This window comes from Caldimonas sp. KR1-144, assembly GCF_049446155.1.
In the GTDB taxonomy this organism is placed as follows: Bacteria; Pseudomonadota; Gammaproteobacteria; order Burkholderiales; family Burkholderiaceae_C; genus Rivibacter.
Window position 1 is genome coordinate 117,561 of sequence record NZ_JBMSEE010000010.1, and the last position, 26,297, is coordinate 143,857.

Genomic DNA, 26,297 nt, shown 5'->3' on the forward strand with positions numbered 1-26,297 from the left:
TCAAGGCTCCTGCAGCGCGCCGAACTGGCGCAGGTCTGGCGCGACGGGCGCCGGGTTCTCGGCGCGGCGGCGCGCGTCGAGCGCGGCCAGCGCGTAATGCGTGAACCACAGGCACGAGAACGCGAACACCAGCGTGTACAGCCACATCGACACGACGATCAGCAGCGGCGCGAGCACCAGCGCCATCGCGCTCACCGCCCACACCAGCGACGGCGCCGCGCCGAGAAAGCCGGTGACGACGCCGATTGCCAGCAGCGGCCAGCGGTGCTCGCGCATCAATGCGCGGCGCTCGTCGCGCGAGGCATGCTCGGCCAGCGCGTCGAAGCTCATTACGCGATAACTCAGCCAGCCCCAGATCAGCGGCGGCAGCACCAGCACCAGCGGCGGGATCAGCCACAGCGGCATGCTCGCCACCAGCAGCGCCACCGCCGCGATAGTGGACACCAGCGACCACAGCACCGAACGCCAGGCCGGCTCGCCCTGGCGACGCTCGAGCGCCGGGAAACGCCGCTTGGCGACCAGCTCGACGATGGCCGGGCTCATCGCCACCGCCACCACCAGCAGCGAGGCGATCACCAGCAGCGGCGCGGCAATCGCGACCACGATCAACGGCGAGATCACCGCGCGAAAGCCGCTCGCGCCGACGCCGTCGAGCCAGGTCATCACCGTCTCGCCGAGCGACCAGCTGGAAAGCCACGTCGACACGCCGTCGACCGCCGGCTCCCAGAAGAACCAGCCCAGCGCCCAGGCCGCAACGCTGGTGATCAGCAACGGCAGCAGTGACAGCAGGATCACGCGCGGCAGCAGGCAATAGGCCACCGAGCGCCAGAAGGCGTCGAACATCAGGTTCATTCAGTCCCGTCCGAACAGGCGCACCAGGCCGAGCCACTGCTGCGACCAGAAGCCGCGGCCATAGTCGCGCGCGCGGCCAGCCGGCGGCGGCAGCTGGTCGCGGATGCCGGTGGCGTCGAAGCGCTCCAACTCGAAGTTGGCGGTGCGAAACAGCACGTCCCACCACGGGAACAGCACCGCGAAGTTGTGGCCGCCCAGCGTGCCTGCGCCCTTCGACTCGTGGCCGACGCCGATGCTGTGGTGCAGCCGGTGGAACCGCGGGCTCACCAGCAGCCGCTCGCCGATGCGTCCGAACGAGACGCGCAGGTTGGCGTGCTGGAAGCTCTCCAGCAGCTGCGTCACCGCGACGATGGCGACGAACTGCCCCGGCGCGACGCCGATCGCGCGCGCGACCAGCGCGATGATCGTGTCGCGCAGCAGGTCGTCGAGCAGGTGGTTGCGGTTGTCGGACCAGGCCGTCATCTGCCGCTGGCTGTGGTGCAGCGCATGCAGCTGCCACCAGGCATCCACGCCATGCTGGCCGCGGTGGATCCAGTAATCGACGAAGTCGAACACCACCAGGTAGAGCGCGAACGCGAACCACGCGCTGTCGGTCACGCCGGGCCACCAGGGTGCCACCGCGGCGTCGAGCTGCCAGCCCGAGAAGCCGTAGATCGCGGCGCGACCGAACAGCGCGTCGGTCAGCGGCTCGATCGCGAAGAACACACCGAGGCGGAACAGCCCGAGCCGGTGGATCAGCGTGTAGACCACGTCGACGCGCACCGCGCGCCGGTCGCGCAGCGGCTCGACCGGCCGCAGGCGCTGAAGCGGCGCGAAGACGAAGGCGATCACCGCGACCTGCAGCAGGCCCACGAGCAGCCAGCCGGTGGCGTCGAACGCGTCTTCGAGCAGGTTGGCCTGGCCCACGGCGAACAGCAGCGGCTGGACCGCGCCTTCGAACAGCGCCTGCTGCGCGCGCGCAAAGAGATCGATCAACCCGTCCATCAGTTCAGCGGATGCTTCGTGATCCAGTCACGGTACTGCGGATGCTCGGCCAGGGTGCGAAAGCAAAAGCCGCGCGCCTTCAGACCCTCGATCAGCGGCTCCAGTACCGCGGGCGCCCAGGGATCCTTGCGCGACCAGATGCCCAGGTGGGCGACGAGGATGTCGCCTTCGCGGATGTCGCGCAACGCGGTGTCCCGCAGGAGCCGGTTCGGGAAACGCTCGCTCGGCAGTTCGTCGCCGAGGAAACCCGCCGGTGCCCAGCCGACGTGCCGAAAGCCGCACTGCCGCGCGGCCTCGAGCAGCCTGGCCGAGGTGCGCCCGGCCGGCGCGCGAAACAAGGGCAGCATCGCCTGGCCCGTCGCCTCGGTGAACCAGCGCGCCGGACGGCGCAGCTGCTCGCAGTAGTCCGCGGCATCGAGCACCTGCGTTTGCCCCGCCTGCTCGCCGGCCGTCGGCCGGGCCTTCAGGCCGGCGGCAACGTCCGCCTGCCAGACCACATGGTCCCAGGTGTGCGAGCCGAAGGCATGGCCTTCGGCCGCGCGCGCCTTCCACCACGCGGCCCAGCGGGCATCGAGGCTCGAGCCGCCGTCCTGCGTCTTCTCGTTGGCGAGGAAGAACGTGACCTTCACATCGTGGCGCGCGAGCACGTCGGCCACCAAGTCGGCCACGCCCATGTGACCGGTGTCGAACGTGAGGTAGACCGGCCGCTCGCAGGCCGGCGCGGCCTGCACCGGCTGCCAGAGCGCCGCAGCCGCGGCCAGCGCGAACTCAACGGCGCGACGCATGCTCCAGCGTCCACACGCCGTGCGGCGAACGGCCTACCGGCACCTGGCGCACGATCTGGCGCGTTGCCGGATCGATCACCGTGAGCCGGCGCGACCAGCGCGAGGTCACGAGGATCAGCTTCGCCTTGCTGGCCGGGTCGACCAGCACGTCGATGCAGTCGGGGCCGCCGGGCGCGGCGTACTGGTCCACGACGGCCAGCGTCTTCAGGTCGATGCGGCTGATCGTGTTGGCCACGCGGTTGCTGACCAGCACGTGCTGGCCATCGCCCCAGGCGCGAAACGCGTGCGCGCCGGCGCCGGTCTTGATGCGCTTGGTGAGCACCGGCGGGTTCTGCGTGACGTCCCAGGCCTCGACCACGTCTTCGCCGGTCATGCCGATCAGCAGCGTCTTGTCGTCGGGCGCGAGGTAGACGTCGGCCGGCATCTTGCCGACCGCCACCGTCCAGCGCGGCGCCTGCGTCGCGAGGTCGACGGCGATCAGCTGGTCGCTGTCTTGCAGCGAGGCATAGACGACGCTGCTCTTGCTGTCGATCGCCAGGTGGCTGGGCGTGCGTCCGGCCGGCACCTTCTTGACCAGCTCGAACTGGCCGCCGGCCTGCGCGGCCGAGCCCTGCCAGCGATAGATCGCGAGGTGGTCGAGCCGGTTCGCCGCGGTCACCAGCCACTTCATGTCGGGCGAGAAGCGCAGGTGGTAGGGGTCGCCGATGTCGGCGATGGTGCGCAGCACGGCGCCGCTGCGCGGGTCGACCACCGTGATCGAGTCGCTCATCGCGTTGGCCACCAGCAGCGCGCGCTCGTCGGGCGTGAGGTAGAGGTGGTGCGGCTCCTTGCCGGTGGGCAGGCGACGCAGTTCGGTCCAGGTGGCCGGATCGATCACGCTGATGGTCGCGTCGAGCGAGTTCAGCACGAACACCGGCGAGCGCGCTGCGGCAGGGGCGCTGGCCGCGGCGCTCGCCGCCTGGCCGGGCTGCGCCTGCACGCTGGCGACCAGCAGGCTGCCGATCGACCCGACGGCCGCGCCCGCGGCGGCCCTCACGGCGGTCATCACCATCGTCCGCCGCGCGAGAGCCGATCCACTCCGCGGGCTCAACATCGAACGCTTCAACACGTACCCCGACAACGCAATCCGCCAGTGTACCGGGGCACTTTGCGGCGGCCTGACGGCCGGGCTCACATCTGCCGGAAGCGATGCAGGTAGCTGCGACTGACCGGCAAGGTCTCGCTGCGCCCCTTGATCTGCAGCTCGGCGGTGTCGTTGGCACCGCGCAGCACTTGCACGACGCGGTGCAGGTTGACGATCACCGAGCGGTGAATCTGCACGAAGCGCTCGGGATCGAGTTCCTCGATCAGCTCGCGGATCGACTTGCGGATCAGCGCCTCGCCGCCTTCCCAGACCACCAGCGTGTACTTCTCGTCGGAGCGCAGGTAGAGCACCTGCTCGACCGGGATCAGCTTGATCGCCGGGCCCACCGACGCGCGGATCCACTGCAGCCAGGCCGTCGGGCGCGGGCCGTCGATGCGCGCGGCCAGGCGGCGCAGCACCGCGTCGAGCTGTTCGTCGTCGATGCCGGCGCCGGCGCTTTCGAGACGCTCCTTCAGGCGCGCCACCGTATCGGCCAGGCGCTGCGGCTCGAAGGGCTTGATCAGGTAGTCGATCGCGCCCTGCTCGAAGGCTTGCACCGCGTATTCGTCATAAGCCGTCACGAAGACGACCAGGGCCTTGCGGCCGATCGCGCGCGCCGCCTCGACGCCGTTGAGCCCCGGCATGCGGATGTCGAGGAACACCACCGCCGGCGCGCATTGGGCGGCCAGCTCCACCGCCTCGCGCCCGTTGCGCGCCTCGCCCAGCACCTCGAGCTCGGGCCACAGCTCGCCGAGCAGGCGCACCAGGCGCTCGCGCAGCAGCGGCTCGTCGTCGGCAACGATGGCAGTGGGACGGATCGGCATCGCGCTCGGGATTGTGCAGTTCGGAACGCGCGGTTCAATCGGCGCGCGGCCCGGCTTCGGGCTCGAACACGATCTCCGCGCGCAGGCCCCGCCCGCCGTCGGGCATGCCGAGCTCGAGCTTGGCCGACGCGCCGAAGTAGGCCGCGAGCCGCTCGCGCAGCTGCGACAGGCCGAAACCCGGCTGTGCGGTCTCGTCGAGCCCGACCCCGGAGTCCTGCACCCAGATCCGCACGCGCTCGCCCTCGGCGCGCGCGCCGACCTCGATGTGCCCGCCCGACTCCGACGGATCGATGCCGTGGCGCAGCGCGTTCTCGACCAGCGTCAGCAGGCCCATCGACGGAAAGCGCAGGCCGTGCAGCGGCGCCGGCACGTCGATCGCGTACTGCAGACGGTCCGGCATGCGCGAGGTCATCACCTCCAGGTAGGCGCGCACCAACGCCAACTCATTGCCCAGCGTCTCGTCGGCCGCGCGCAGCCGCGGCAGCGCGGCGCGCAGGTAGGCGATCAGGTTCTTGAGCACGGTCGCCGCGCGCGGCGAGCCGGCCTCGACCAGGGCCTGCACGTTGGCCAGCGTGTTGAACAGGAAATGCGGTTCGATCTGCGCCTGCATCAGCCGCAGCCGCGCGTCCAGCGCCTGGCGCTCCAGCGTCTCGCGCTCCAGCGCGAAGCGCAGCGCCTGCGCGCTGGCGCGCTCCTCGCGCTCGCGCACCAGCGCCGCGAGCGAGGCGATCAGGCCGACCACGAGGCTCAGGCCCAGCACCCAGACGAAGCCCATCATCCGGTGCCGGTTCTCGAGCACCGCGCCGAGCTGCCAGCCGACGTCCTGCAGCGACTCGACGACCGCGAAGATCGGCGCCATCGTCACCACCGCCAGCACCTGGGCCAGCCACGCCGGCAGCCAGGTCTGGCGCCAGTTGCCCGCCACGGTGTAGACCAGGGCCAGGCCCCAGGCGATCACGAGCGCGCGCAGCCACAGGTCGACCAGCGAGTTGATGAAGATCGGCTTGATCACCACGGTGACCAGGCTGGCGATCAAGGCAACGACGATGAGCCGCCGCCAGCCGAAGCCGGCCAACCAGTCGCGCCAGGATCGCTGGGCGCGCGCAGCGTTCGCGTCGTCGTTGTCGGCGGAGGGCTGCACGAGGGGTTGCATGGGGAGCCACGATAGCCCCGCGCCGGCCCGCTCGCCAAGCCGCCGGGGCGAGCGGTGCGACGAAGCGCGGTTGCGGGGCCGCGAGTCGCGGCGCCGCAAAGCCGCGCGGGGCGGCCGATGCTAGCCTCGCGGCCCGATGACACCGCCCACCGAACGCCCGCCCGCCCCCAGCTTCGCCGAGGCGCTGCGCTTCTGGCTCAAGCTGGGCTTCATCAGCTTCGGCGGGCCGGCCGGGCAGATCGCGGTGATGCACCAGGAACTGGTCGAGCGCCGGCGCTGGATCTCGGAGCGGCGCTTCCTGCACGCGCTGAACTACTGCATGGTCCTGCCCGGGCCCGAGGCGCAGCAGCTCGCCACCTACATCGGCTGGCTGCTGCACCGCAGCTGGGGCGGCATCGTCGCCGGCGGCTTGTTCGTGCTGCCGTCGCTGGCGATCCTGATCGCGCTGTCGTGGATCTACCTCGCCTTCGGCCACACGCCGCTGGTCGCGGGCCTGTTCTACGGCATCAAGCCGGCGGTCACGGCCATCGTGCTGCACGCCGCGCACCGCATCGGCTCGCGGGCCTTGCGCAACGCCTGGCTGTGGGCGATCGCCGCGGCGGCCTTCGTCGCGATCTTCGCGTTTGCCGTCCCCTTCCCGCTGATCGTGCTCGCGGCCGCGGTGCTCGGCGCAGTCGGCGCTCGCGTGGCGCCGCAGCGCTTCGCCGCCGGCGGCCATGCCGCCGCGCGGACCCGCCACGGCGTGGCGGTGATCGACGACGACACGCCGACGCCCGCCCACGCACGTCACCGCTGGCCGCGCTTTGCGCGCGTCGCCGCCGTCGGCCTGGCGCTGTGGGCCGCGCCGCTGGCGGCGCTGGCGGCCTGGCTGGGCTGGCACGGCACGCTGGCGCAGATGGGCTGGTTCTTCACCAAGGCGGCGTTGCTGACCTTCGGTGGCGCCTATGCGGTGCTGCCCTATGTCTACCAGGGCGCCGTGGACCACCACGGCTGGCTCGGCGCCGCGCAGATGATCGACGGCCTCGCGCTCGGCGAGACCACGCCCGGCCCGCTGATCATGGTGGTGGCCTTCGTCGGCTTCGTCGGCGGCTGGCAGCAGGCCGTGTTCGGGCCCGAGGCGCTGCCGGCGGCCGGCATCGTGGCGGCCTGCGTGGCGACCTGGTTCACCTTCCTGCCGTCGTTCGTGTTCATCCTGCTCGGCGGGCCGCTGGTCGAGTCGACCCACCGCGACCTGCGCTTCACCGCGCCGCTGACGGCGATCACCGCCGCCGTGGTCGGCGTGATCCTGAACCTGGCGCTGTTCTTCGCGCTGCACGTGCTGTGGCCGCAGGGCCGCGACGGCGCGTTCGACCTCACCGCCGCGCTGATCGCCCTGGCGGCGGCACTGGCGCTGTTTCGGTTCAGGAGCGGCGTGATCGAGGTGCTGGCGGCGTGCGCCGTGCTCGGCCTGGCCGTGACGCTGTTCAGCGCCCCTTGATGAACTCGACGATCCGCTCGATCGTGCCCGGGTCGTCGTCGAAGCCGCCGTGCGTCGTGCTGGTGCTCACCGGCCCGGGCGCGACATGCACCTCGACCTTCGGCAGCAGCGGCGCGATGTGGCGGTCGAAGTCCTTCTGCAGGCCGAGGATGGGCGTCGTCGCGCCGCCTTCGAAGGACTCGCTGACCAGGTAGAGCAGCGAGCGGCGGTAGGGGCCGCAGGTCGGGTCGTCCTGCTCGGCGTGGTCGCTCAGGTGGAACTGCACGAAGCGCTTGACCGCGCCGGACTGCAGGCGCGGCACGACCAGGTCGCGGAACGTCTGCATGCGCACCGCCGGCGCCATCAGCGCGAGCGACTCGATGGGCATCGCATCGGCGACGCGGTCGATGACGAAGCTCGCGACGATGCTGCCGGCCGAGTGGCCGACCAGGTGCACGCGCAGATTGTGCTGCGCGGCGCGCTCCCGAAAGTGCATCCACAGCTGCACGGCGCCGGGCTGCTGATCCTGCGGCAGCAGCGGGCCGCGCGGATCGAACACCGGCTTGCTCATCGCATCGGCGTTTTGCTTCATCTCGCCCCACAGCTGCGTGCCGGGGCGCGCGAGCGCGCGCTCGAGGCGGCGGTTCCACCAGCGCTCGATCTGCTCGCCGATGCCGCCGGCCGTGCGCGGCACGTCCTTCACCGCGTCGGACAGGCGGTTCATGATGGTGTCGAAGGCGCCGGTCTCCCACATCAGGAAGATGGGAAAGATCTTCGCGTCGTAGAGCCTGGGGATCCAGCGCGCGGCGATCTGTGCCGCGGCCTTCTCGCCGACCAGGCCACCGTGCGCGTAGACGCACACGTCGATCGGCTCGGCGGGCTTCAGGCCGAATTTCTCGCGCGCCAGCGGCAGCTGCACGTCGACGATCGCTCGCACGTCGTCGGGCATGGTGCGAAAGCTGCCGCTGTTGGAGAGCTCGCCGTTGTTGCTCATGTTGATCACGAAGGGCGCGATCTCGCGTTCGCGCAGCACCTCGCTGGCGGCCAGCTTGACGCGGCCGGTCGACGCGTCGGTGCGCAGCGTCATCGAGCGCGCGATCGCCCGGTGCTCGGCGGTCACGACGCCGAGCTGCGCGACCCAGCAGTCCATCGCGTTGTCGACCCAGTCGTCGTAGCCGAGCACGGCCCAGCCGTGGCTGCCCCAGTCGGGGCCCCAGGAGTTCTGGATCAGGAAGCCGTCCTCGCAGTAGCCGACGATCGCGAAGGCATGGCCCGGATGCTGGGCCCGGCCGCCGCGGCGCGGGATGCGCCAGATCGACTTGTATGACTTCGGCACGCGCCGTTGCGGCTCGAGTTCGAGCCCATCGTCCCAGCCGCTGTGGCAGCCGCAGGTCGCCAGCAGGATGCCAACCTCGTTGAGCGCGGCGTGCATGTCGGCGATGCGCTTGGGATCGACGCGGTAGTAGGCGCCCAGCGGGCGCTTGACGGCATCGAACCACCAGTCGTCGGCCAGCGAATCGCTCGCCGGGGGCATGTCGATCGTCGGGTACAGCCGCTCGCGGCAGGCGCCGTGCTTGAACCAGCCCTTCAGCGCGCCGCGCGCGCTCGAGCCCTCGTCCTCCTGCGCGCCGGGGAACTCGTCGTAGCGGCGCGCCATCGAGTACAGCATGAAGGGCGAAACGCTCGCGTCCTTCTCGCGCAGCGACTTGCGCTGCAGGTACTCGACCACCAGCGCCAGCGCGAAGCCGGTGCAGGCGTTGGTCTGGCCCTGATGCTTGATCGGCAGCACGACGTCGGGCAGGCGCTCGAGCTGCGGCGTCAGCGACACCATCGGCACGAAGGGCCGGTCGCGAAAGTCGATCGCGTCAGGGCGCGCGACGCGGCGAAGCTGCGCGGCCGAGATGCGAGGAACGCCTTGCGATCGCGGCGCACGCGCCGCCTTGCCGGACTTGCTGGCCATCGAGAGCCCCCCGTCGTCATACCTCGACGGCGCGACTCTCCCGAGGCCGCATGCCAGCGTCCATCCCCAAGAAACAGGAAGGGCCGCCTCTCGGCGGCCCTTCGATCGCGGGATCGCGTCAGCGGCGCTCAGGCGCCGGCGCGCTGCAGTTTGGCGTCGAGCGCAAGGCCCAGCGTGTCGGCCGCATCGAGCAGGTGAGCGCGCGTCTCGGCGTTGAGGCCGCCGCGCTTCTCGGCCGCCAGCAGCTGGCTGCGCAGCGCACGCGCCTCGGCGCGCAGCAGGCTGCGCGCGTCGGCGCGGCTGAGTGCCGAGGGGCGCAGCAGCAGGCCGGCGAGGCGGTTGACGTGCTCGCGCTGCAGCTCGCGGCGCTGAGCGGGGATATCGCCGCCGCCGGCCAGCTCGCTCCACACGACCTTGGTCAGGCGGCCGTACAGCTCGCTGAGACGGAAAGCCTCGGACGGCTTGTCGGCCTTGGGCTCGCTGTCGAGGATGCGCGCGGCGACGCCGTCGCTCATCAGCTGGCCGAGCACGCCGCGCTGGCCGTCGAGCAGGGTCTGCGTGAGCGAGAAGTCGGTCGCGACCGGGCCGTCGCCCTCGCGCAGCGCGTCGAGGCGCTCTTCATAGTTGGGCGCCATGCGGCGCAGCAGCTGCGGCGAGAAGCGGAACGCGTCGGCCGCGAGCAGGCGCGTGGCCAGCAGGTCGAGCGCCTCGCGCTGCGTCGCGGCCGGCACCGGCTGCAGCGGATCGCGGCCCGTACCCGGGTAGTCGCGCAGCGTGCGCACGCCGCCGATCTGGCGCGCCAGCACGCCGGCCGCGCGCGCCGCGTCGCGCAGCGCATAGCCGACCGCGCGGCGCAGCAGCGGGTATTCCTGCTCGGGCTTGAGCGCGCGCGTCTCCTGCCGCGTCACCAGGTCGCGGGCGATGTCGAAGCGCTTGCGCGCGAACGCGACGACGTCGTTGCCCAGGTCGAACTGCACCGCGTCGGGATCGATGCCGAGGTAGTTGTCCTCGTCGGTGCCGTAGGCGAGCTGCGGCTCGGCGCTGCGCGCGGCGATCTTCTGCAGCTCGGCGGCCTCGGCCTCGGGCGCAAGCGGCTTGTAGGCGTACTCGATCGCCCAGTAGTCGTAGGGGCCGAGCGTGCTCTCGAACGCGGCGACCGGCGGCTTGCCCGGCGCCGGCAGGTTGGCCGGGGCGTACTCCATCACCGAGCCGGTGTTGCCGTGGGCCGCGGTGAAGACCGGATCGGACAGCTGCGCGTCGCTGTAGATGCGCGAGGCGCGGAAGTTGTGGCGCAGCCCCAGCGTGTGACCGACCTCGTGCATCGAGACGTCCTTGAGGTAGGCCTGCACCCAGGCATCGGCCTCAGGGCTGTCGGGATCGAGGTCGCCGCGCGCTTCGAGCACGTCGAGCGCGTAGCCGAGCTGCTCGGCGGCGAAATCGGCGTGGTCGCAGCGCAGCGGATCGAACGCGCCGTCCTCGTGGTCGCGCGCCGAATGACCCGCCACGAGGATCTGCGAGCGCTCCGCGCGACGGTTGCGCGAAGACAGGCTCTCGAAGCCGATGTCGGCGTCGAGGATCTCGCCCGAGCGCGGATCGACGTGGCTCGGGCCGATCGCCCCGAACGAGGGCTTGGCGTTGGTCATCCAGCGCACCGACGCGCGGTTGGCGTCGAGCGTGTCGAAGTCGGCGGCGTCGGCCTGCTGCTGCACGACGACCGCGTTCTTGAAGCCGATCTTCTCGAACGCCTTGTTCCACTCCAGGATGCCGGCGGCGATCGAGCCGCGGTACTTCTCGGGAATGTTCTTGTCGAGCCAGAAGGTGATCGGCTTGACAGGCTCGGAGACTGCGGCGGCCGGGTCCTTCTTCTCGAGGCGCCAGCGGTTCACGTAGCGCTGCTTGGGCGTTCTCGCGAGGTCGTCGGTGAAGTCGGAGACCTGCGTCTCGAAGAAGCCGACACGCTGATCGGCCTTGCGCGGGCGCATCGGCGTCTCGGGCAGCGCGACCAGCGAGTAGTGCATCGTCAGGAACAGGCTGCGCACGTCGGGCAGCGTGTCCGGCGTCGTCGGCGCGGGCGTTCCGGGCGGCGTGTTCGGCTGCGGGATCGCGATGCCGGCGGTTTGGTAGTGGTTCAGCGTCTCGATCACCAGCAGCTCGGGCGCGTTGCGCACGCCGGTGATCGCCGAGTTGGCGCGGTCGAGGCCGTAGTTCTGGCGGTAGACGCGCTGCAGATTGATGCCGAAGCCGGGAATGTCGGCCACGAACAGCGCGCTCGCGTCGACCAGGATCGACTGCTTCTCGGGATGCGCGGCGCTCGCGACCGCGGCGCTCGCCACCAGGCTCGGCGAGTACGCGCTCTTGACCGCCGCGGCCGACGGCGAGCCGTCCTTGGCCGCGTAGGCGTTGTTCAGCGCGATCAGCTGCACCTGGTTGCCGACGCGGCGGAACTGCACCGCCTGCGCGCGGCCGAAGCCGCCCCAGTTGCTCGCCATCAGGCCGCCGAAGAAGCCGGCCTCGCCGATGCCGGTGGCCAGCTTGGGGCTGAGGAAATAGGTGCGCTTGAAGGCCTCGGGCGAGAGTTCCAGCCAGACCTTCTCGTCTTTGCGCCACACCGGGATCAGGCCCTCGCTGGCCTTGGCGTCCTTGACGACGGTGGCAAAGGGCTGCGGTGCGCCGGGCGTGGGCGCCGACGCCGCCGGCTTCGGCGCGGAGGCGCCGTTTGCCGGGGCCGCGGCGGCCGCCGGGGCGCTCGCCGAGGGCGTCGTCGGCGCGGTCGTCGCGCAACCGGCAAGGAACAGGGCCGCGGCGGCAGCGGCCGGCGACACGCGAAGCAGCTTCTTCATCGGACGGATCATCGTCTGGGTTCGAAAACGACACCGGCCTGCCGATCGGCAGGCCGGAACGAGGCGGCGAAGCGGATGAGCCCGCCGCGCAGGACACGCAAGGCGCTTGGGCCCTCTTGCACGACGCGTGCCGGATGCTGCGCCACCCGACGGCGTTTTGCCATCGGGACTCTCCCGCGCGGCAGCCGGCTTACTTGGTCAGCGCCTTGAAGCGCAGGCGGTGCGGCTTGGCGCCCTCCTCGCCCAGGCGGCGCTTCTTGTCCTCTTCGTACTCCTGGTAGTTGCCGTGATAGAAGAACCACTTGGAGTCGCCCTCGCAGGCCAGGATGTGCGTCGCGATGCGGTCGAGGAACCAGCGGTCGTGGCTGATCACCATCACCGAGCCGGCGAACTCGAGCAGCGCGTCTTCGAGCGCGCGCAGCGTTTCCACGTCGAGATCGTTCGAGGGTTCGTCCAGCAGGAGTACGTTGCCGCCCTTGGCCAGCGTCTTGGCCAGGTGCAGGCGGCCGCGCTCGCCGCCCGAAAGGTTCTTGACGAGCTTTTGCTGGTCGTTGCCCTTGAAGTTGAAGCGGCCGATGTAGGCGCGCGAGGGCATCACGAACTTGCCGACGACGATGTTGTCGAGGCCGCCCGAGACGTCTTCCCACACCGTCTTGTCGCCCTCGAGCGATTCGCGGCTCTGGTCGACGAAGGCCATCTTGACCGTCGGGCCGATCTTCACCGTGCCGGTGTCCGGCTGCTCCTTGCCGGAGATCATGCGAAACAGCGTCGACTTGCCGGCGCCGTTGGGGCCGATGATGCCGACGATCGCGCCGGCCGGCACCTTGAAGCTCAGGTCGTCGATCAGCACGCGGTCGCCGAAGCTCTTGGTGACGTTCTCGAACTCGATGACTTCATTGCCCAGGCGCTCGGCCACCGGGATGAAGATCTCGTTGGTCTCGTTGCGCTTCTGGTATTCGACGTCGCTCAGTTCCTCGAAGCGCGCCAGGCGCGCCTTGCTCTTGGCCTGGCGACCCTTGGGGTTCTTGCGCACCCATTCGAGCTCGCGCTTCATCGCCTTGGTGCGCGCATCTTCGGTGCGCTGCTCCTGCTCGAGGCGCTGCTCCTTCTGGTCCAGCCAGGTGCTGTAGTTGCCCTGGTAGGGGATGCCGCGGCCGCGGTCGAGCTCGAGGATCCACTCGGCGGCGTTGTCGAGGAAGTAGCGGTCGTGGGTGATCGCGACCACGGTGCCGGGGAATCGCTTGAGGAAGATCTCCAGCCACTCGACCGATTCGGCGTCGAGGTGGTTGGTGGGTTCGTCGAGCAGCAGCATGTCGGGCTGGCTCAGCAGCAGCCGGCACAGCGCGACGCGGCGCTTCTCGCCGCCCGACAGCTGGCCGATCACCGCGTCCCACGGCGGCAGGCGCAGCGCGTCGGCGGCGATCTCGAGTTGCAGGTCGGTGTTCTCGCTGCCGGCCGCGGCGATGATGGCCTCCAGCTCGGCCTGCTCGGCGGCGAGCTTGTCGAAGTCAGCATCGGGCTCGGCGTACTCGGCGTAGACCTCCTCGAGGCGCTTCTTGGCCTTGAGCACACCGCCGATGCCCTCTTCCACCGCCTGGCGCACCGTGTGCTCGGGATTGAGCTCGGGCTCCTGCGGCAGGTAGCCGATGCGCAGGTCGGGCATCGGCACGGCTTCGCCCTCGATGTCCTTGTCGAGGCCGGCCATGATCTTGAGCAGCGTCGACTTGCCCGAGCCGTTCAGGCCCAGCACGCCGATCTTGGCGCCGGGGAAGAACGACAGCGAGATGTCCTTGAGGATCTGGCGCTTCGGCGGAACGATCTTGCCGACGCGGTTCATCGTGAAAACGTACTGGGCCATGGGGCTCCTGCCTGGTGTGCTCTTCGAATGGGGTGCGCGCGGGCCTGGGTGGCGGGTCGCGGGGGGGCGACGGTCCGGCGGTGCAGCCGCTATTGTCGCCGCAACGCGGCGTGCGCCCGGCACCGCCCGCTACAATCACTGCCGCGACGCGCTGTACCAGTCCCTGCGTTGCAGTCGATTCCGACTCCCACTCTTCCCCGTGCCTGTCGACTGGCGCTGTGTGCTTCGCGCGCGGCGGCGGGCCGATCTCGACGCCCGCACACCGGGCGCCACTCCATGTCATTCAAGGACCTGGGGCTCGCCGAGCCCCTGCTGAAGGCCGTCCACGACGCCGGCTACGACACCCCCACCCCGATCCAGCGCCAGGCGATCCCCGCCGTGCTCGCCGGCGGCGATCTGCTCGCCGGCGCCCAGACCGGCACCGGCAAGACGGCCGGCTTCACGCTGCCGCTGCTGCACCGCCTGGCCGCCGGCCACGCGCGCAAGGACAGCAAGGGCCGCTGGGCCATCCGCGCCCTCGTGCTCACGCCCACCCGCGAACTCGCCGCACAGGTCGAGGAAAGCGTGCGCACCTACGGCAAGTACCTCAAGCTCAGCTCGATGGTGATGTTCGGCGGCGTCGGCATGCAGCCGCAGATTGACCGTCTCAAGCGCGGCGTCGACATCCTCGTCGCCACGCCGGGACGCCTGCTCGACCACCACCAGCAAGGCACGCTGGACCTGTCGCACGTGGAGGTGTTCGTGCTCGACGAAGCCGACCGCATGCTCGACATGGGCTTCATCCACGACATCAAGAAGGTGCTGGCGGTCCTGCCGCGCGAAAAGCAAAGCCTGCTGTTCTCGGCCACCTTCAGCGACGACATCAAGGCGCTGGCCGAGCGGCTGCTCAACAAGCCGCAGGTGATCGAGGTCGCGCGCCGCAACACGACCGCCGAGACCATCGCACAGAAGGTGATCCCGGTCGGCCGCGAGCGCAAGAAGGAGCTGCTCGCGCACCTGATCAAGCAGAACGACTGGCACCAGGTGCTGGTCTTCACGCGCATGAAGCACGGCGCCAACCGCCTGACCGAATTCCTCAACGGGTGCGGCATCAGCGCGATGGCGATCCACGGCAACAAGAGCCAGGGCGCGCGCACCAAGGCGCTGGCCGAGTTCAAGAGCGGCGAGCTGGCGGTGCTGGTGGCCACCGACATCGCCGCGCGCGGCATCGACATCGACCAGCTGCCGCACGTCGTGAACTACGAGCTGCCCAACGTGCCCGAGGACTACGTGCACCGCATCGGCCGCACCGGCCGTGCCGGCGCCGAGGGCGAGGCGGTGTCGCTCGTGTGCGTCGACGAGGAAGGCTTCCTGGCCGACATCGAGAAGCTGATCAAGCAACGCATCCCGCGCGAGACGGTGCCAGGCTTCCAGCCCGATCCGAACGAGCGCCCGCAGCCGATCCAGGTCGGGCGGCGCACGCTCAACGGGGCGCCGCGCGGTGCCCATAGCGCCCCGCGCGGCGGCCACGGCCATGCAGGCCATGGCAGCGCGCGCGACGGTCGCGGCGGCGGCCACGCGCCGCGCCAGGGCCAAGGCCAGGGGCAAGGCCGCCCGGCCACCGCCCGCACCGGCACCGGCAACGGCCGCCCGGGCCAAGGCAGCGGACGTCCGCCGCGCGGGCGCTGACGCCCGGCGGCCGCGGGAGCCGCTCGTTCACAAATCGTCGCGCCTCGTCACAGTGTGACGGGGCCATGGCGCCTAAAGTGACTTTCCACACAGGAGTCACTTGGCACGATGAGCGCGTACCCCCGCTGGCATTCGACATGGCACACCGCCTGGCAAGGCAGTGACATCGTCGTCTTCCGCGACGACGAAGAGATCGACCGCTTTGCGGCCGACCAGATCGAGCGCGTGATCTTCGTGCACGACGGCCTGCCGCAGTCGGCCGGCGAGCTGCCGTTCGCGGTGGTCGAACTGGCCGAGGAGGCCATCGTGCTGCCGGCGGACACCGGCTTCGCAGGCCGCGTGCACTTCGAGCGGCAGTCGTTCTGGGACGCGCGAGCCTGCGTCTACTGGGCCGACCTCCGCACCGCCGCCCTGCCCAACTCCTGCATGGCGCGCGGCGGCTTCGGCTGGCTGCAGAGGCGCGTGCGCTTTGCGCGGCTCACGCGCGCCGAACTCTCGCCCTGGTTGGAGCGCTGGTCGCTGCAAGGGCCGCAAAGCTGGGACCAGCGGCGCTGGCAGCGCATCGAGCGCAATCGTCCCTTCGCGTCGTCGGGGCATGGCGGCGCGGCTTCGCTGCGCTGACGGCGCACCGCCCTTTCCGCCGCTCGCCAATGAACACGGCCCGGGATCACCGGGCCGTGGTTCTTCTGCCGAAGTGGATGGGTTCTCAGGAGGCGGGCTTCTCCGTCTTCTCGACTTTCTTGGTGGTCTTCTTGCTCGTCTTGTGAGCGGTGCTCTTCTTGGCCGCGGCCGTGTGCTTGGCCTCGACGGGCTTGGACGCCGCAGGCGCCGGCGTGGCTGCGGTGGCAGGCGCCGCAGGCGTCGCGGGGGATGCGGTCTGGGCGTAGGCGCCGGCGGCCACGAGCGATGCGATCAGGGCGGGAATCAGCTTGCGCATGGAGTTCACTCCTTGTTGGATGCGAGCGGTCTGCTCGCTCATCCAACGGCGCCGCCGGGCGCCTGTTGACGCCGGCGCCGCCGCGTCAGCCGCTCGACAGTCGGGTCGACAGCGCAGCGTCAGACGACGCCGCGCTCAATCGAAGCGCCCCTGCCGCAGCCACTTGGTGGCAACCCACTTCTCGCCTTCGAGCACCGGCGCGCCGCCATGCAGCGTGCGGGTCGAGGGATGCGGGCGGTCGTAGGCGAAGAACACCGCCGAGCCCCGCTGCGGCGCGATCTCGAGCTTGACGTCGGGGAACGTCGTGCCGCCGCCCTTCTCGGGCGTGTTGAGGTACATCACGACCGTGCCGACGCGCTGGCCGCCGCGCTTGAGAATGGTCGGCGTGCCGGGCTGCGACGGGTCGAAATAGTCGTAATGCGGCTTGTACTCGGCGCCCGGGCGGTAGCGCAGCACCTGCAGGCCCTCGCCGTTCTCGATCGGCCAGTGCAGCAGCGCCGCGAGCCGCGTCTCGATGGTGGTGCAGATCGGGTGCTCGCCGCGGGCGAAGAACATGCCCTCGCTGGTGCGCGCGGCGTTGATCTCGCTGTCGCCGGTGCTCATGTCGACCGTATGCGAGCGCTCCAGCCGCGCGCGCGCATGGCCGATCAGCTCATCGCACTCCTCTTCGGAGAGCAGGTCGGCGAAGACCACGACCCTGGGCGAGTCCATCGACATCACGATGCGCACCTCGCGGTCGTGGGCCCACAAGGCCGGCGGCGAGCCGCGCAGATCGGGCCCGGGCATCGGCCCGGAGGGCGCGGCGGCTTCGGCCTCCTGCTGGGCGCGCTGCTCGGCCAGCGCGTTCTGCAGCACCGACTCCATGGCCTGGAGCGCGACGTCTTCGTTCCAGCCGCTGGACTTCATGGCCTCGAGCACGGCCTCGGGCCGGTGCCCGGCGCGGGCCTGGTCGACGATCCACTGGCGCAGTTCGGCGGTGATGGTTTGCTGGCTCATGGCGCTCATGGCGAGATTCGGCGTCGGAACACGAGGCGCTGCGGCTCGCTGGCCGCCGCGTCGAAAGCATAGCCCTCGTCGGTGAAGCGCTCCAGCGCCGCCACCGAGCGGGCCCGTGAACGGATGGCGTGGCGCGCCATCAGGCCGCGCGCGCGCTTGGCGTGGAAGCTGATGATCTTCCATGCACCGTTCTTCCATTCCTCGAACACGCAGTCGACGACGCGCGCCTTCAAGGCCTTGCGGTCGACCGCGCGAAAGTACTCCTGCGACGCCAGGTTCACGACCACCGGCGAGCGCTCGCCGCGCAGCCGCGCGTCCAGGTGCTCGGCGATCGCGCTGCCCCACCAGGCGTAGAGATCCTTGCCCTTCGGGTTGCCCAGCGCAGTACCCATCTCGAGGCGGTAAGGCTGCAGGCGGTCGAGCGGGCGCAGCACGCCGTACAGGCCGGAGAGGATCGCTACATGCTGCTGCGCCCAGGCGAGGTCGTCGGCGTCGAGCGTGGCGGCCTGCAGGCCGCCGTAGACGTCGCCGTCGAAGGCCAGCACCGCCGGCTTGCTGTTGCGCGCGGTGTGGCGGCGCTGCCAGGCGGCGTAGCGGCCGACGTTGAGCTCGGCCAGCGCATCGCTCAGGTCCATCAGCTCGGCCACCTGCGCGGGCGACTTCTCTCGCAGCAGCGCCACCAGTTCGGCGGCGCGATCGGCGAACAGCGGCTGCGTCGGCTGCAGGCCTTCGGGCGTGGGGGTTTCGTAGTCGAGCGACTTGGCGGGCGACAGCAGGAACAGCATGGGAACGCGAAACGGGGCCGGTGGCGAACGGGGCCGCAAGGCTACCAGCCGCGACGGCGTGGCATGCTCGGCCGATGCCCGCGACCGCCAAGCATCTCCCGAACGCGCCCTGCCCTTGCGGCCGCGGGCGGCCCTATGCGGCTTGCTGCGGCCCCTGGCATGCCGGCGAACCGGCCCCCGATGCCGAGGCGCTCATGCGCTCGCGCTACAGCGCCTTCGTGCTCGGCCTGGCCGACTACCTGCTCGCGACCTGGCATGCGTCGACGCGGCCGGCCTCGCTCGAGCCCGACGAGCCCGGCCTGCGCTGGCTCGGCCTCGAGGTGCGCGCGCATGCCCGACAGGACGAGGACCACGCCACGGTCGAGTTCGTCGCGCGCTGCAAGCAAGGCGGCCGCGCGACGCGGCTGCACGAGCTCAGCCGCTTCGTGCACGAGCAGGGGCGCTGGTACTACGTCGACGGCACCGATCCGCGCGAGCGTCCGGCGCTCCCTCTCGAGGGCATGGCGCGCAGCGCCAAGGGGGCACGGTGAGCGACGACATCCTGCCCGTGCTGCACGACGACGGCGTCGTGCTCGCGGTGCACAAGCCGGCCGGCCTGCTGGTGCATCGCACGGCGCTCGATCCGCACGAGACGCGCACCGTGATGGAACTGCTGCGCCGCCAGTTCGATGCCCGGCTGCACGCCATCCACCGCATCGACAAGGGCACCTCGGGCGTGCTGCTGCTCGCGCGCGACGCACATGCCGCCGCGCGGCTCGGCGCGGCCTTCATGGCGCGCGAGACCGGCAAGCGCTACCTCGCCTTCGTGCGCGGCTGGCCGCCCGAGCAGGCGCGCGTCGAGCACGCGCTGCGTCCCGACGACGCGCCTGCCGACGCGCCGGCGCAGGATGCCGTCACCGAGTTCGCGCGCGGCGCCTGCATCGAGGTGGCCAACGGCGTCGACCGCTACGCGCGGTCGCGCTACGCGCTGGTCGAGGCGCGCCCGCTGACCGGCCGCCGGCACCAGATCCGCCGCCATCTCAAGCACTTGTCGCACCCGATCATTGGCGACGCGACCCACGGCAAGGGGCCGCACAACCGCTGGTGGGCGCAACGCCTGGGCATCACGCGCCTGTGGCGGCATGCGCTGGAGCTGGACGTGCCGCACCCCGACGGCGGCCGGCTGCGCGTGGCCTCGCCGCTCGATGCGGCCTGGAACGCCGACTGGCAGGCGCTGCTGCGCGAGATCAGCGCAGATCGCCCGCCAGGCTCGCCAGCGTGTCGGCCGCAATCAGCACATGGGCCGGATAGTTGGTGTGGTCGCAACCCAGCTTGACCTGCGCGCCGGCGCGGATCGCATCGATCACGGCGCGGCCGAACTCGAAGCGCAGGAAATGCACCGACGAGGTCTTCTCGTCGTTCTCGCGATCCAGGTCCTCGTCGGCGATCGCATAGACGCGCGCATGCCCCTCGACCTCGACGAACATGCGGTCCTCGACGCCGATCAGGCGCGCCAGCTCGCGACGGCGCTCGTGCACGTCGGGGTACTCGAGCAGCATCGTCGCCTTCCAGTTCGTGCCGTCGGGCACCAGCGGCGCGTAGACCGACAGCTCCTGCTCGATGCCCTCTTCCTCGAAGATCTTCTCGACGCGCAGCATCTCCTGGATCTGGTAGCGGATGGTCGTTTCGTCCTCGAACTGGACGTTGATGTGCTCGCCCAGGCGCACCGAGCGCAGCCTGCGGTGCGCGACGATGCGCGGCTTGTGCTCCTTGCGGTATTTGGCGTAGGCCTCGAGCGTCATCAGGCTGTCGCGGGTGATCGTCATCGGGCGCTCCTCGAAGCGATTCAAGCCAGTCCGTAGGCCGTGCGCAGCAGGCTGAGCGGATGGGCGAGCCTGGGCACCGGCAAGTCGTTATTGCCCATGCCCTGCGCGATGTGGTGGCCGCCGAGCGGGCAGTCGGAGCTGATCCAGTCGGGCCCCTGGCCGTCGGCGCCGGGCTTGGCCATGGCCTTGAACACCGGCTTGCCGATCTTCATCGCGATCGAGTGATAGGGCTTCTTGACGCCATAGGTGCCGGCGTGGCCGGAACAGCGCTCCACGGTGTTGAGCTCGACGCTCACGCGCTCGCCGATCAGCCTGAACATCTCCTCGGTCTTGCGGCCGATCTTCTGCACGCGGCCATGGCAGGGGACGTGGTAGCTGACCTTGCCGAGCGCGGTGTTGAAGTCGGTCTTGAGCAGGCCGTCCTTGTGGCGCGCGACGAGATACTCGAACGGGTCCCACATCGCGTCTTGCACCGCGAGCACGTCGGCCTCGCCGGGAAACAGCAGCGGCAGCTCCTGCTTGAACATCAGCGTGCACGAGGGCACCGCGCTGAGGATGGCGTAGCCCTCCTTGGCGTACTTCGCGAGCACGGGAATGTTGGCATCCTTGCTGCGCTCCACCGACTCGAGGTCGCCGAGCTCGAACTTGGGCATGCCGCAGCACTGCTCCTTCTCGACGACCACGTAGGGGATGTCGTTGTGGGCCAGCACCTTGAGCAGGTCGAAGCCGATGCCCGGCTCGTTGTAGTTGACGTAGCAGGTCGAGAAGATCGCCACCTTGCCGGGCGTGCGCTGCCCGTTGGTGACGACGCTGGCCGCGCTCTTGGCCGCGCCCCAGCGGAACCGCTGGCTCGCCAGCTCCGGCATCCAGGCCTTGCGGTCGACGCCGAGCTGGGTCTCCATCAGCCCGCGCGCAAAGCCCGTGCGGTTGACTGCGTTGACCAGCTGCACGACGACCGGGATGCCGGCGAACTGGCCGTGCACGTCGGTCGAGGCGAGGAACTTCTCGGCCGCCTTGACCTCGCCCTTGCGGAAGCGGATCGCCTTGGCGCGCAGCATCGCGTGCGGGAAGTCCAGGTTCCACGGGTGCGGCGGCACGTAGGGGCACTTGGTCATGTAGCACAGGTCGCACAGGTAGCACTGGTCGACCACCTTCCAGAAGTCCCGCTTGTCGACGCCGTCGAGCTCGCCGGTCTTGCCCTCGTCGACGAGGTCGAACAGGGTCGGAAAGGCATGGCACAGCCCGACGCAGCGGCGGCAGCCGTGGCAGATGTCGAAGATGCGCTCCAGCTCGTGGAGGCACTCGCCCTCGTCGTAGAACGTCTCGCCTTTCCAGTCGACCGCATGGCGCGTCGGCGCTTCGAGGTTGCCTTCTCTTGTGCTCATCGGTTGGTCCTGGGCAACGTGCAGGCACGGGCCGGGGCGCGTCGCGTCCCGGCCCGAAAAGGGCGAGCGCCCAGGCTCAGTCGACCAGCGCGTCGAGCGCCTTCTGGTAGCGATTGGCGTGCGAGCGCTCGGCCTTGGCCAGCGTCTCGAACCAGTCGGCGATCTCGTCGAAGCCTTCGTCGCGGGCCTGCTTGGCCATGCCCGGGTACATGTCGGTGTACTCGTGCGTCTCACCCGCCACCGCCGCCTTGAGGTTGCAGCGCGTCGAGCCGATCGGCAGGCCGGTGGCCGGATCGCCGACCGTCTCGAGGAACTCGAGGTGGCCGTGCGCGTGGCCGGTTTCGCCTTCGGCCGTCGAGCGGAACAGCGCGGCGATGTCGTTCTGGCCTTCGATGTCGGCCTTGTTCGCGAAGTAGAGGTAGCGGCGGTTGGCCTGCGATTCGCCGGCGAACGCGTCCTTGAGGTTTTGCTCGGTCTTCGAACCCTTCAGCTGCATGGAGGTCTCCTTGTGGCTAGGCGAACGGAACCAGCGAGTCGGCGGCAGGCACCGCCGTACAAGACCGTACCGCAGCGCGGGCCGCGCGTCCAATTGCCGGACTCAATGCGCCGAATTGCTGGGGCTTACCCGTAGGGCGTGCGGCGGGGCAACCCGCTCAGCCCAGGCGCTGCTTCGCCGGCACCGCGGTCGGCGGCGCCGGCAACCGGGCACCCGGGCCGAGCGTGAAGAAGAAGCACGCGCCGCGCCCCACGGCCGCGTCCACCCAGATGCGCCCGCCGTGTCGCTGCACGACGCGCTGCACGATCGACAGGCCGACGCCGTGACCCTCGAACTCGTCTTCGCGGTGCAGCCGCTGGAACGCGTCGAACAGCCGCTCGGCGCGCCCCATGTCGAAGCCGACGCCGTTGTCGCGCACGAAGAACACCAGTTCGTCGCCGCGCGCCTCGACGCCGATCTCCACGCTGGCGCGTTCGGACTGGCGCGTGTACTTGAAGGCGTTGGACAGCAGGTTGACGAGCAGTTGCCTGAGCAGGGGCGCATCGGCCATCACGCGCGGCAGCTCGCCGATCTGCACGGTGACATCGCGCTTGGGCTGCTCGCGGCGCAGGTCGGCAACGACCTCCCACACCAGCGGGCCGACATCGACCGCCTGCACGTTCAGGGTCTTGCGCCCGACGCGCGACAGCCGCATCAGCGCCTCGACGAGCTCCTGCATCTGGTGGGCCGCTCGGTCGATGAAAGACAGCCACGTGCGATGCTTGTCCGACAGCTGCGGCGCGAGCTCCTCGGATAGCAGCGCCGAGAAGCCCAGCACGATGTTCAGCGGCGAGCGCAGGTCGTGCGAGGCCGAGCGCGTGAAGGCGTCGAGCTCGCGGTTGGTGGCTTCGAGTTCGGCCGTGTGCTCGCGCACGCGCCGCTCCAGCTCGGCGTTGTGCGCCCGCAGCCGCCGCACCGCCAGCGCGCGCGAGATGACGGGCAGCATCGCGCTCAGCTTGAACGGCTTGAGCACGTAGTCGAGCGCGCCCGACTGCATGGCCTCGACCGCCGAGCCGATCGTGCCCTCGCCGGTCATGATGACGACGACCAGGGTCGCATCGATCTCGAGCGCGCGGCGCAGCAGCGCGATCCCGCTCATGCCCGGCATCATCAGGTCGGTCAGCAGCAGGTCGAACGGCGCCTGGCGCAGCGCGGCCAGCGCCGCCTCACCGTGCTCGCAGCCGACCACGTCGAAGCCCTGCGCCTTGAGCGTGTCGCACAGCGCGCGCATGTGGGCGATCTCGTCGTCGACGACGAGCAGGCGCGGTGGTAGCGAATCGGCGGCTTTGATCATCGCTTCATCCCTGCTGGGTGGCCATGGCGCCGGCAGGCGCGACGCTGGGCTGGGGCCGTCCGCCATGGCGCAGCAGCGCGCGCCGCAGGTCGGCGAGCTTGGGCGGCTTGCTGAGCACCTCGTCGACGTGCGGCAGGGTCTCGTCATCGCCGAGCAGGCCCTGGCCCCAACCGGTGAGCAGCACGACCGGCGTCGATGGCGAGGCGCGCTTGACGGCATCGGCCACCTTGCGGCCGTCGACGTAGGGCATGCCGAGGTCGGTCAGCACGAGCGAGAACGCCTCGCCGCTGCGCGTCGAAGCCTCGAAGGCGTCGATGCCGGCCTGGCCGTCGTTGGCCGCGACGACAACGTGGCCGTCGCGCTCGAGCATGTCCTGCAGTGTCTTGAGCAGCAGCGGGTCGTCGTCGACCAGCAGGATGCGCAGGCGCTGCGAGCGCGCCGGCGCTTCGGCGCCGGCCACCGCGTTCGTCGTCGCCTCGGAGGGCGGCGGGAAGCGCAGCATCACCGTCGTTCCGCGGCCGGGCTCGCTGTCGATGTCGACCTGCGCGCCGTGGCGCTGCGCCGCGCCGTAGACCATGGCCAGGCCCAGGCCGGTGCCGCGCTCGCCCTTGGTGGTGAAAAACGGCTCGAGGCAGCGCCGGCGCGTCTGCTCGTCCATGCCGATGCCGGTGTCCGCGACGTCGATGCGCGCGGCGGGGGCGCCCTGCGCATCAGTCACGCGGCGCGTGCGCAGCGTCAGCTCGCCGCCGTCGGGCATCGCGTCGACGGCGTTGAACACCAGGTTGATCAGCGCCTCGCGCACCTCGCTCTCGACGCCGGCGATCTCGGGCACGTCGTCGGCCAGGTCGGTCGACAGACGGATCACGATGCCGCGCTGCTGCGGCATGTCGCTCCAGCGCGCGCGCGTCATCTCGGCGACCTCGCGCACCAGCTTGTTCGGCGACAGCCCGGTCAGCGCAAGCTGCGGGGTGCGCTGGCGGTAGAACTCACGCATGCGCTGCACGGTGGCCGCAACATCGTCGACCGCGCGCGCGATGTTCTCCAGGTAGCTGCGCGCCTGTGGGCTGAGGTTGGGCTCGTGCTCCAGCAGGCTTTCGGTGTAGAGCACGACCGGCGAGATCGCGTTGTTGATGTCGTGCGCGATGCCGCTGGCCATCTGGCCGAGCGCGCGCAGGCGCTCTTGCTGCATCACCGCCTGCTGCGTCTGGCGCAGGTCGTCGTAGGCGCGCTGCAGCGAGCTGTGCAGCTCGGCCTGGCGCGCGGCCAGCGCGACGTGCGCGCTCAGCTGGCGCAGGAACTCGCAGTCGCCGCTGCTGAAGGCGTGCGGCTCGCGGCGCGCAACGACCATCACGCCGAACACGCGGCTTTCCGACTGCAGCGGCGCGATCACCAGCGAGCGCAGGCCGCCGCTGGCCAGGCGCTGCGGAAACGGGAACCTGGTCTGGCCGATGTCCTCCTCATAGACCAGGTGGCCACGCACGCAGCGCGACAGTCCGTTGCGGTCGATCGGCACGAGCGCGCTCTCGGTCATCGCCATCTCGAGCGCCAGCGCCGCGCTGTGCACCCCGACGCGCGTGACGGTCAGCTGGGCCTCGGCGGCGTCGTAGCGGCAGATGCAGCAGAAGTCGGCCGGCAGGCGCTCCTCGAGGCTGCGGATGGTGACCTGGTAGATGCTTTGCAGGTCCTGGCGCTCGCCGATCGCGCAGGTGACCTGGTCGAGCAGGTTCAGCCGCGCGAGCTGGGCCTGCAGGCGCAGCTGCGCCTGCTTCCGCTCGGCGACCTCGGCGCTCAACCGCTCGGCGGTGGCGCTGAGTTCGGCCGTGCGCTCGACGACTCGCTGCTGCATCTCGTCGCGCGCGCCCTCCAGGGCCCGCGCCTGGTGCTCGATGCGCTCGGCCATCGCGTTGAAGGTCTGCCCGAGTTGCCCGAGCTCGTCCTCGCCGACGCCGCCCACGCGCGTCGACAGGTCGCCCCGTCCGATGGCCTCGCTCGCGGCCGTCAGTGCGCGCACGGGCCGCACGATGCTGGCGGCGAAGACGAGCCCGACGATCAGCGCCAGCGCGATGATCGCCGCCGCGAGCGCGACCTGCTGGCGCATGGTCTGCGCGATCAAGCTTTCCAGGTTGGTCGCCGGCACCATGTAGAACACGGTCCATGGCACCGTGCTGGCGCGCAGCGCGACGCCGTAGGTCCAGCTGCGGTTGACCGGCGAAAAGCCCCTGAACAAGGTCGCATCGAGCGCGTCGGCGCGTGCGCGCTCGAACTGCTCCGGATACGGCTGCACGTCATCGAGGAACTGGCGCGTCCCCATGCCGAAGCGCCGCTCGGCGACCAGGCTTTCAATCGTCGCCGGATCGAGCCGGCCGCCGGGCCGGAACACGACGCTGTCGCTGTGGGAGTGGGCCACCCGAATGCCCAGGCGATCGAACGCCACCGCGTAGCTGCCGGGGCCGGCCCGGCCGTTGCTGCCGCGCAGCAGGTCCCACAGGGCCTGCGCGCGCGTGATCAGCAACGCGGCGCACAACACCTCGCCGCGGTCGCCGCCCGCGCGCACCGGCGCGAGGTAGGCGATCTGCGCCTGTTCGCCCGCCTGGGTCACCGACAGGTGGATGTCCGACACCGCCGGCTGGCCGGCCAGCGCCGCGCGCACGTGCGGTCGAAACGAGATGTCGAGGCCGACGACCGCCGCATTGGTGGCGACGAGGATCCGGCCGTCGGGCCCGACCACGGCCGCACCGCCGATCGACGAATCACTGCCGGGAAACGCCGCCAGCAGACCGAGCAAGTCGGCATGCCGAGCGGCCCGACCCGCGGCGTCGGCCGCGCAGTAGCCGGCGACGTCGGGGAAGCGCGCGATGCGTCCGACCGCGCGCTGGTGGCCGGCATGAAAGCCGTCCACGTCGCGCACGACCTGCTCGCCGCGCGCCTGCAGCAGCTCGCCCATGTCGTCGACGAGGCGCTGCCGCGTCTGCTGCACTTCCAGGTAGGCGGCGACCACCAGCGGCAGCAGCGAGGCGAAGACCAGCAGCGTGGCCACGCGCACCCGCAGCGACCAGC

22 protein-coding genes are annotated in these 26,297 nt (G+C 70.6%); 5 read left to right on the plus strand and 17 right to left on the minus strand.

What is annotated here, in order from left to right; translation table 11 throughout:
- From ACO2TI_RS20605 to ACO2TI_RS20630, 6 genes are all read right to left on the minus strand, one after another.
- The gene (locus ACO2TI_RS20605; protein ID WP_423287054.1) at nt 1-852 is read right to left on the minus strand and encodes an EI24 domain-containing protein; all 852 of its coding nucleotides are present in this window, start codon (nt 850-852) and stop codon (nt 1-3) included.
- The gene (locus tag ACO2TI_RS20610; RefSeq protein WP_423287055.1) at nt 853-1,836 is read right to left on the minus strand and encodes a sterol desaturase family protein; all 984 of its coding nucleotides are present in this window, start codon (nt 1,834-1,836) and stop codon (nt 853-855) included. It lies immediately after the preceding gene.
- On the minus strand, nt 1,836-2,621 hold the full coding sequence (locus ACO2TI_RS20615; RefSeq protein ID WP_423287056.1) for a polysaccharide deacetylase family protein: 786 nt from the start codon (nt 2,619-2,621) through the stop codon (nt 1,836-1,838). Before ACO2TI_RS20615 ends, ACO2TI_RS20610 begins: the two co-directional genes overlap by 1 nt.
- Entirely contained in the window at nt 2,605-3,666 is a 1,062-nt protein-coding gene (locus tag ACO2TI_RS20620) for a YncE family protein (RefSeq protein ID WP_423287057.1), read from the minus strand. The genes ACO2TI_RS20615 and ACO2TI_RS20620 overlap by 17 nt, the downstream gene beginning before the upstream one ends.
- 125 nt (nt 3,667-3,791) lie before the next feature.
- A complete protein-coding gene (locus tag ACO2TI_RS20625; RefSeq protein ID WP_423287058.1) occupies nt 3,792-4,568 on the minus strand; it encodes a LytR/AlgR family response regulator transcription factor in 777 nt (258 codons plus the stop codon).
- 34 nt (nt 4,569-4,602) lie between these two features.
- Nucleotides 4,603-5,721 carry a sensor histidine kinase gene (locus ACO2TI_RS20630; protein ID WP_423287059.1) on the minus strand — a complete coding sequence of 373 codons (1,119 nt, stop codon included), beginning with the start codon at nt 5,719-5,721 and terminating at the stop codon, nt 4,603-4,605.
- A 136-nt stretch (nt 5,722-5,857) separates the two neighbouring features.
- On the opposite strand from ACO2TI_RS20630, the gene chrA reads away from it, so the two are divergent.
- Nucleotides 5,858-7,198, plus strand: coding sequence for a chromate efflux transporter (gene chrA, locus ACO2TI_RS20635; protein WP_423287060.1), 1,341 nt, complete (start codon nt 5,858-5,860; stop codon nt 7,196-7,198).
- Here chrA and ACO2TI_RS20640 read toward each other — a convergent pair.
- The 3 genes from ACO2TI_RS20640 to ettA form a co-directional block, all read right to left on the minus strand.
- Nucleotides 7,185-9,137, minus strand: a complete 1,953-nt coding sequence (locus ACO2TI_RS20640; RefSeq protein WP_423287061.1) for a hypothetical protein — start codon at nt 9,135-9,137, stop codon at nt 7,185-7,187. The genes chrA and ACO2TI_RS20640 overlap by 14 nt on opposite strands.
- A gap of 128 nt (nt 9,138-9,265) precedes the next feature.
- On the minus strand, nt 9,266-11,977 hold the full coding sequence (locus tag ACO2TI_RS20645) for a zinc-dependent metalloprotease (RefSeq protein WP_423287062.1): 2,712 nt from the start codon (nt 11,975-11,977) through the stop codon (nt 9,266-9,268).
- 190 nt (nt 11,978-12,167) lie between these two features.
- Nucleotides 12,168-13,835: an energy-dependent translational throttle protein EttA gene (gene ettA / locus ACO2TI_RS20650; RefSeq protein ID WP_423287063.1), complete on the minus strand. Its 1,668-nt coding sequence runs from the start codon at nt 13,833-13,835 to the stop codon at nt 12,168-12,170.
- A gap of 276 nt (nt 13,836-14,111) precedes the next feature.
- Between ettA and ACO2TI_RS20655 the strand changes: the two genes are divergently transcribed.
- Entirely contained in the window at nt 14,112-15,503 is a 1,392-nt protein-coding gene (locus ACO2TI_RS20655) for a DEAD/DEAH box helicase (RefSeq protein ID WP_423287064.1), read from the plus strand.
- A gap of 108 nt (nt 15,504-15,611) precedes the next feature.
- Entirely contained in the window at nt 15,612-16,124 is a 513-nt protein-coding gene (locus ACO2TI_RS20660) for a hypothetical protein (protein WP_423287065.1), read from the plus strand.
- 85 nt (nt 16,125-16,209) lie between these two features.
- Here ACO2TI_RS20660 and ACO2TI_RS20665 read toward each other — a convergent pair whose 3' ends face one another.
- The 3 genes from ACO2TI_RS20665 to yaaA all read right to left on the minus strand — a co-directional run bounded on the left by ACO2TI_RS20665 (nt 16,210) and on the right by yaaA (nt 18,221).
- Complete coding sequence (locus ACO2TI_RS20665) at nt 16,210-16,482, minus strand: hypothetical protein (protein WP_423287066.1); 273 nt, start codon at nt 16,480-16,482, stop codon at nt 16,210-16,212.
- A 93-nt stretch (nt 16,483-16,575) separates the two neighbouring features.
- Nucleotides 16,576-17,445, minus strand: coding sequence for a 2OG-Fe(II) oxygenase (locus tag ACO2TI_RS20670; RefSeq protein ID WP_423287067.1), 870 nt, complete (start codon nt 17,443-17,445; stop codon nt 16,576-16,578).
- A complete protein-coding gene (yaaA, locus tag ACO2TI_RS20675) occupies nt 17,442-18,221 on the minus strand; it encodes a peroxide stress protein YaaA (protein WP_423287068.1) in 780 nt (259 codons plus the stop codon). The genes ACO2TI_RS20670 and yaaA overlap by 4 nt, the downstream gene beginning before the upstream one ends.
- 74 nt (nt 18,222-18,295) lie before the next feature.
- Here yaaA and ACO2TI_RS20680 point away from each other — a divergent pair, with 74 nt between their 5' ends.
- Both ACO2TI_RS20680 and ACO2TI_RS20685 read left to right on the plus strand, forming a co-directional pair.
- On the plus strand, nt 18,296-18,751 hold the full coding sequence (locus ACO2TI_RS20680) for a YchJ family protein (RefSeq protein ID WP_423287069.1): 456 nt from the start codon (nt 18,296-18,298) through the stop codon (nt 18,749-18,751).
- Nucleotides 18,748-19,536 (plus strand): pseudouridine synthase, encoded by a 789-nt coding sequence (locus ACO2TI_RS20685; RefSeq protein ID WP_423287070.1) that lies wholly within the window; start codon nt 18,748-18,750, stop codon nt 19,534-19,536. The genes ACO2TI_RS20680 and ACO2TI_RS20685 overlap by 4 nt, the downstream gene beginning before the upstream one ends.
- On the opposite strand, the gene ACO2TI_RS20690 is transcribed toward ACO2TI_RS20685, so the two are convergent.
- The 5 genes from ACO2TI_RS20690 to ACO2TI_RS20710 all read right to left on the minus strand — a co-directional run bounded on the left by ACO2TI_RS20690 (nt 19,448) and on the right by ACO2TI_RS20710 (nt 26,277).
- A complete protein-coding gene (locus tag ACO2TI_RS20690; RefSeq protein WP_423287071.1) occupies nt 19,448-20,026 on the minus strand; it encodes a DUF3501 family protein in 579 nt (192 codons plus the stop codon). The two genes, ACO2TI_RS20685 and ACO2TI_RS20690, sit on opposite strands and share 89 nt — an antisense overlap.
- Nucleotides 20,027-20,046: 20 nt before the next feature.
- Complete coding sequence (locus ACO2TI_RS20695; RefSeq protein ID WP_423287072.1) at nt 20,047-21,411, minus strand: (Fe-S)-binding protein; 1,365 nt, start codon at nt 21,409-21,411, stop codon at nt 20,047-20,049.
- Between the two features lie 76 nt (nt 21,412-21,487).
- Entirely contained in the window at nt 21,488-21,907 is a 420-nt protein-coding gene (locus ACO2TI_RS20700; protein WP_423287073.1) for a rubrerythrin family protein, read from the minus strand.
- Nucleotides 21,908-22,064: 157 nt separating this feature from the next.
- Nucleotides 22,065-23,240: a sensor histidine kinase gene (locus tag ACO2TI_RS20705; protein WP_423287074.1), complete on the minus strand. Its 1,176-nt coding sequence runs from the start codon at nt 23,238-23,240 to the stop codon at nt 22,065-22,067.
- Nucleotides 23,241-23,244: 4 nt separating this feature from the next.
- Nucleotides 23,245-26,277, minus strand: a complete 3,033-nt coding sequence (locus ACO2TI_RS20710) for an ATP-binding protein (protein ID WP_423287075.1) — start codon at nt 26,275-26,277, stop codon at nt 23,245-23,247.
- Nucleotides 26,278-26,297: the final 20 nt, after the last annotated feature.

What these genes read in the sequence shown, in the direction of transcription:
- ACO2TI_RS20670 (WP_423287067.1), bottom strand. Translation starts at nt 17,445, where the DNA reads ATGAGCGCCATGAGCCAGCAAACCATCACCGCCGAACTGCGCCAGTGG.
- ACO2TI_RS20610 (WP_423287055.1), bottom strand. Translation starts at nt 1,836, where the DNA reads ATGGACGGGTTGATCGATCTCTTTGCGCGCGCGCAGCAGGCGCTGTTC.
- ACO2TI_RS20690 (WP_423287071.1), bottom strand. Translation starts at nt 20,026, where the DNA reads ATGACGATCACCCGCGACAGCCTGATGACGCTCGAGGCCTACGCCAAA.
- ACO2TI_RS20660 (WP_423287065.1), top strand. Translation starts at nt 15,612, where the DNA reads ATGAGCGCGTACCCCCGCTGGCATTCGACATGGCACACCGCCTGGCAA.
- ACO2TI_RS20605 (WP_423287054.1), bottom strand. Translation starts at nt 852, where the DNA reads ATGAACCTGATGTTCGACGCCTTCTGGCGCTCGGTGGCCTATTGCCTG.
- ACO2TI_RS20630 (WP_423287059.1), bottom strand. Translation starts at nt 5,721, where the DNA reads ATGCAACCCCTCGTGCAGCCCTCCGCCGACAACGACGACGCGAACGCT.
- ACO2TI_RS20645 (WP_423287062.1), bottom strand. Translation starts at nt 11,977, where the DNA reads ATGAAGAAGCTGCTTCGCGTGTCGCCGGCCGCTGCCGCCGCGGCCCTG.
- ACO2TI_RS20655 (WP_423287064.1), top strand. Translation starts at nt 14,112, where the DNA reads ATGTCATTCAAGGACCTGGGGCTCGCCGAGCCCCTGCTGAAGGCCGTC.
- ACO2TI_RS20665 (WP_423287066.1), bottom strand. Translation starts at nt 16,482, where the DNA reads ATGAGCGAGCAGACCGCTCGCATCCAACAAGGAGTGAACTCCATGCGC.
- ACO2TI_RS20705 (WP_423287074.1), bottom strand. Translation starts at nt 23,240, where the DNA reads ATGATCAAAGCCGCCGATTCGCTACCACCGCGCCTGCTCGTCGTCGAC.
- ACO2TI_RS20620 (WP_423287057.1), bottom strand. Translation starts at nt 3,666, where the DNA reads ATGACCGCCGTGAGGGCCGCCGCGGGCGCGGCCGTCGGGTCGATCGGC.
- ettA (WP_423287063.1), bottom strand. Translation starts at nt 13,835, where the DNA reads ATGGCCCAGTACGTTTTCACGATGAACCGCGTCGGCAAGATCGTTCCG.
- yaaA (WP_423287068.1), bottom strand. Translation starts at nt 18,221, where the DNA reads ATGCTGTTCCTGCTGTCGCCCGCCAAGTCGCTCGACTACGAAACCCCC.
- ACO2TI_RS20700 (WP_423287073.1), bottom strand. Translation starts at nt 21,907, where the DNA reads ATGCAGCTGAAGGGTTCGAAGACCGAGCAAAACCTCAAGGACGCGTTC.
- ACO2TI_RS20625 (WP_423287058.1), bottom strand. Translation starts at nt 4,568, where the DNA reads ATGCCGATCCGTCCCACTGCCATCGTTGCCGACGACGAGCCGCTGCTG.
- ACO2TI_RS20615 (WP_423287056.1), bottom strand. Translation starts at nt 2,621, where the DNA reads ATGCGTCGCGCCGTTGAGTTCGCGCTGGCCGCGGCTGCGGCGCTCTGG.
- ACO2TI_RS20695 (WP_423287072.1), bottom strand. Translation starts at nt 21,411, where the DNA reads ATGAGCACAAGAGAAGGCAACCTCGAAGCGCCGACGCGCCATGCGGTC.
- chrA (WP_423287060.1), top strand. Translation starts at nt 5,858, where the DNA reads ATGACACCGCCCACCGAACGCCCGCCCGCCCCCAGCTTCGCCGAGGCG.
- ACO2TI_RS20640 (WP_423287061.1), bottom strand. Translation starts at nt 9,137, where the DNA reads ATGGCCAGCAAGTCCGGCAAGGCGGCGCGTGCGCCGCGATCGCAAGGC.
- ACO2TI_RS20680 (WP_423287069.1), top strand. Translation starts at nt 18,296, where the DNA reads ATGCCCGCGACCGCCAAGCATCTCCCGAACGCGCCCTGCCCTTGCGGC.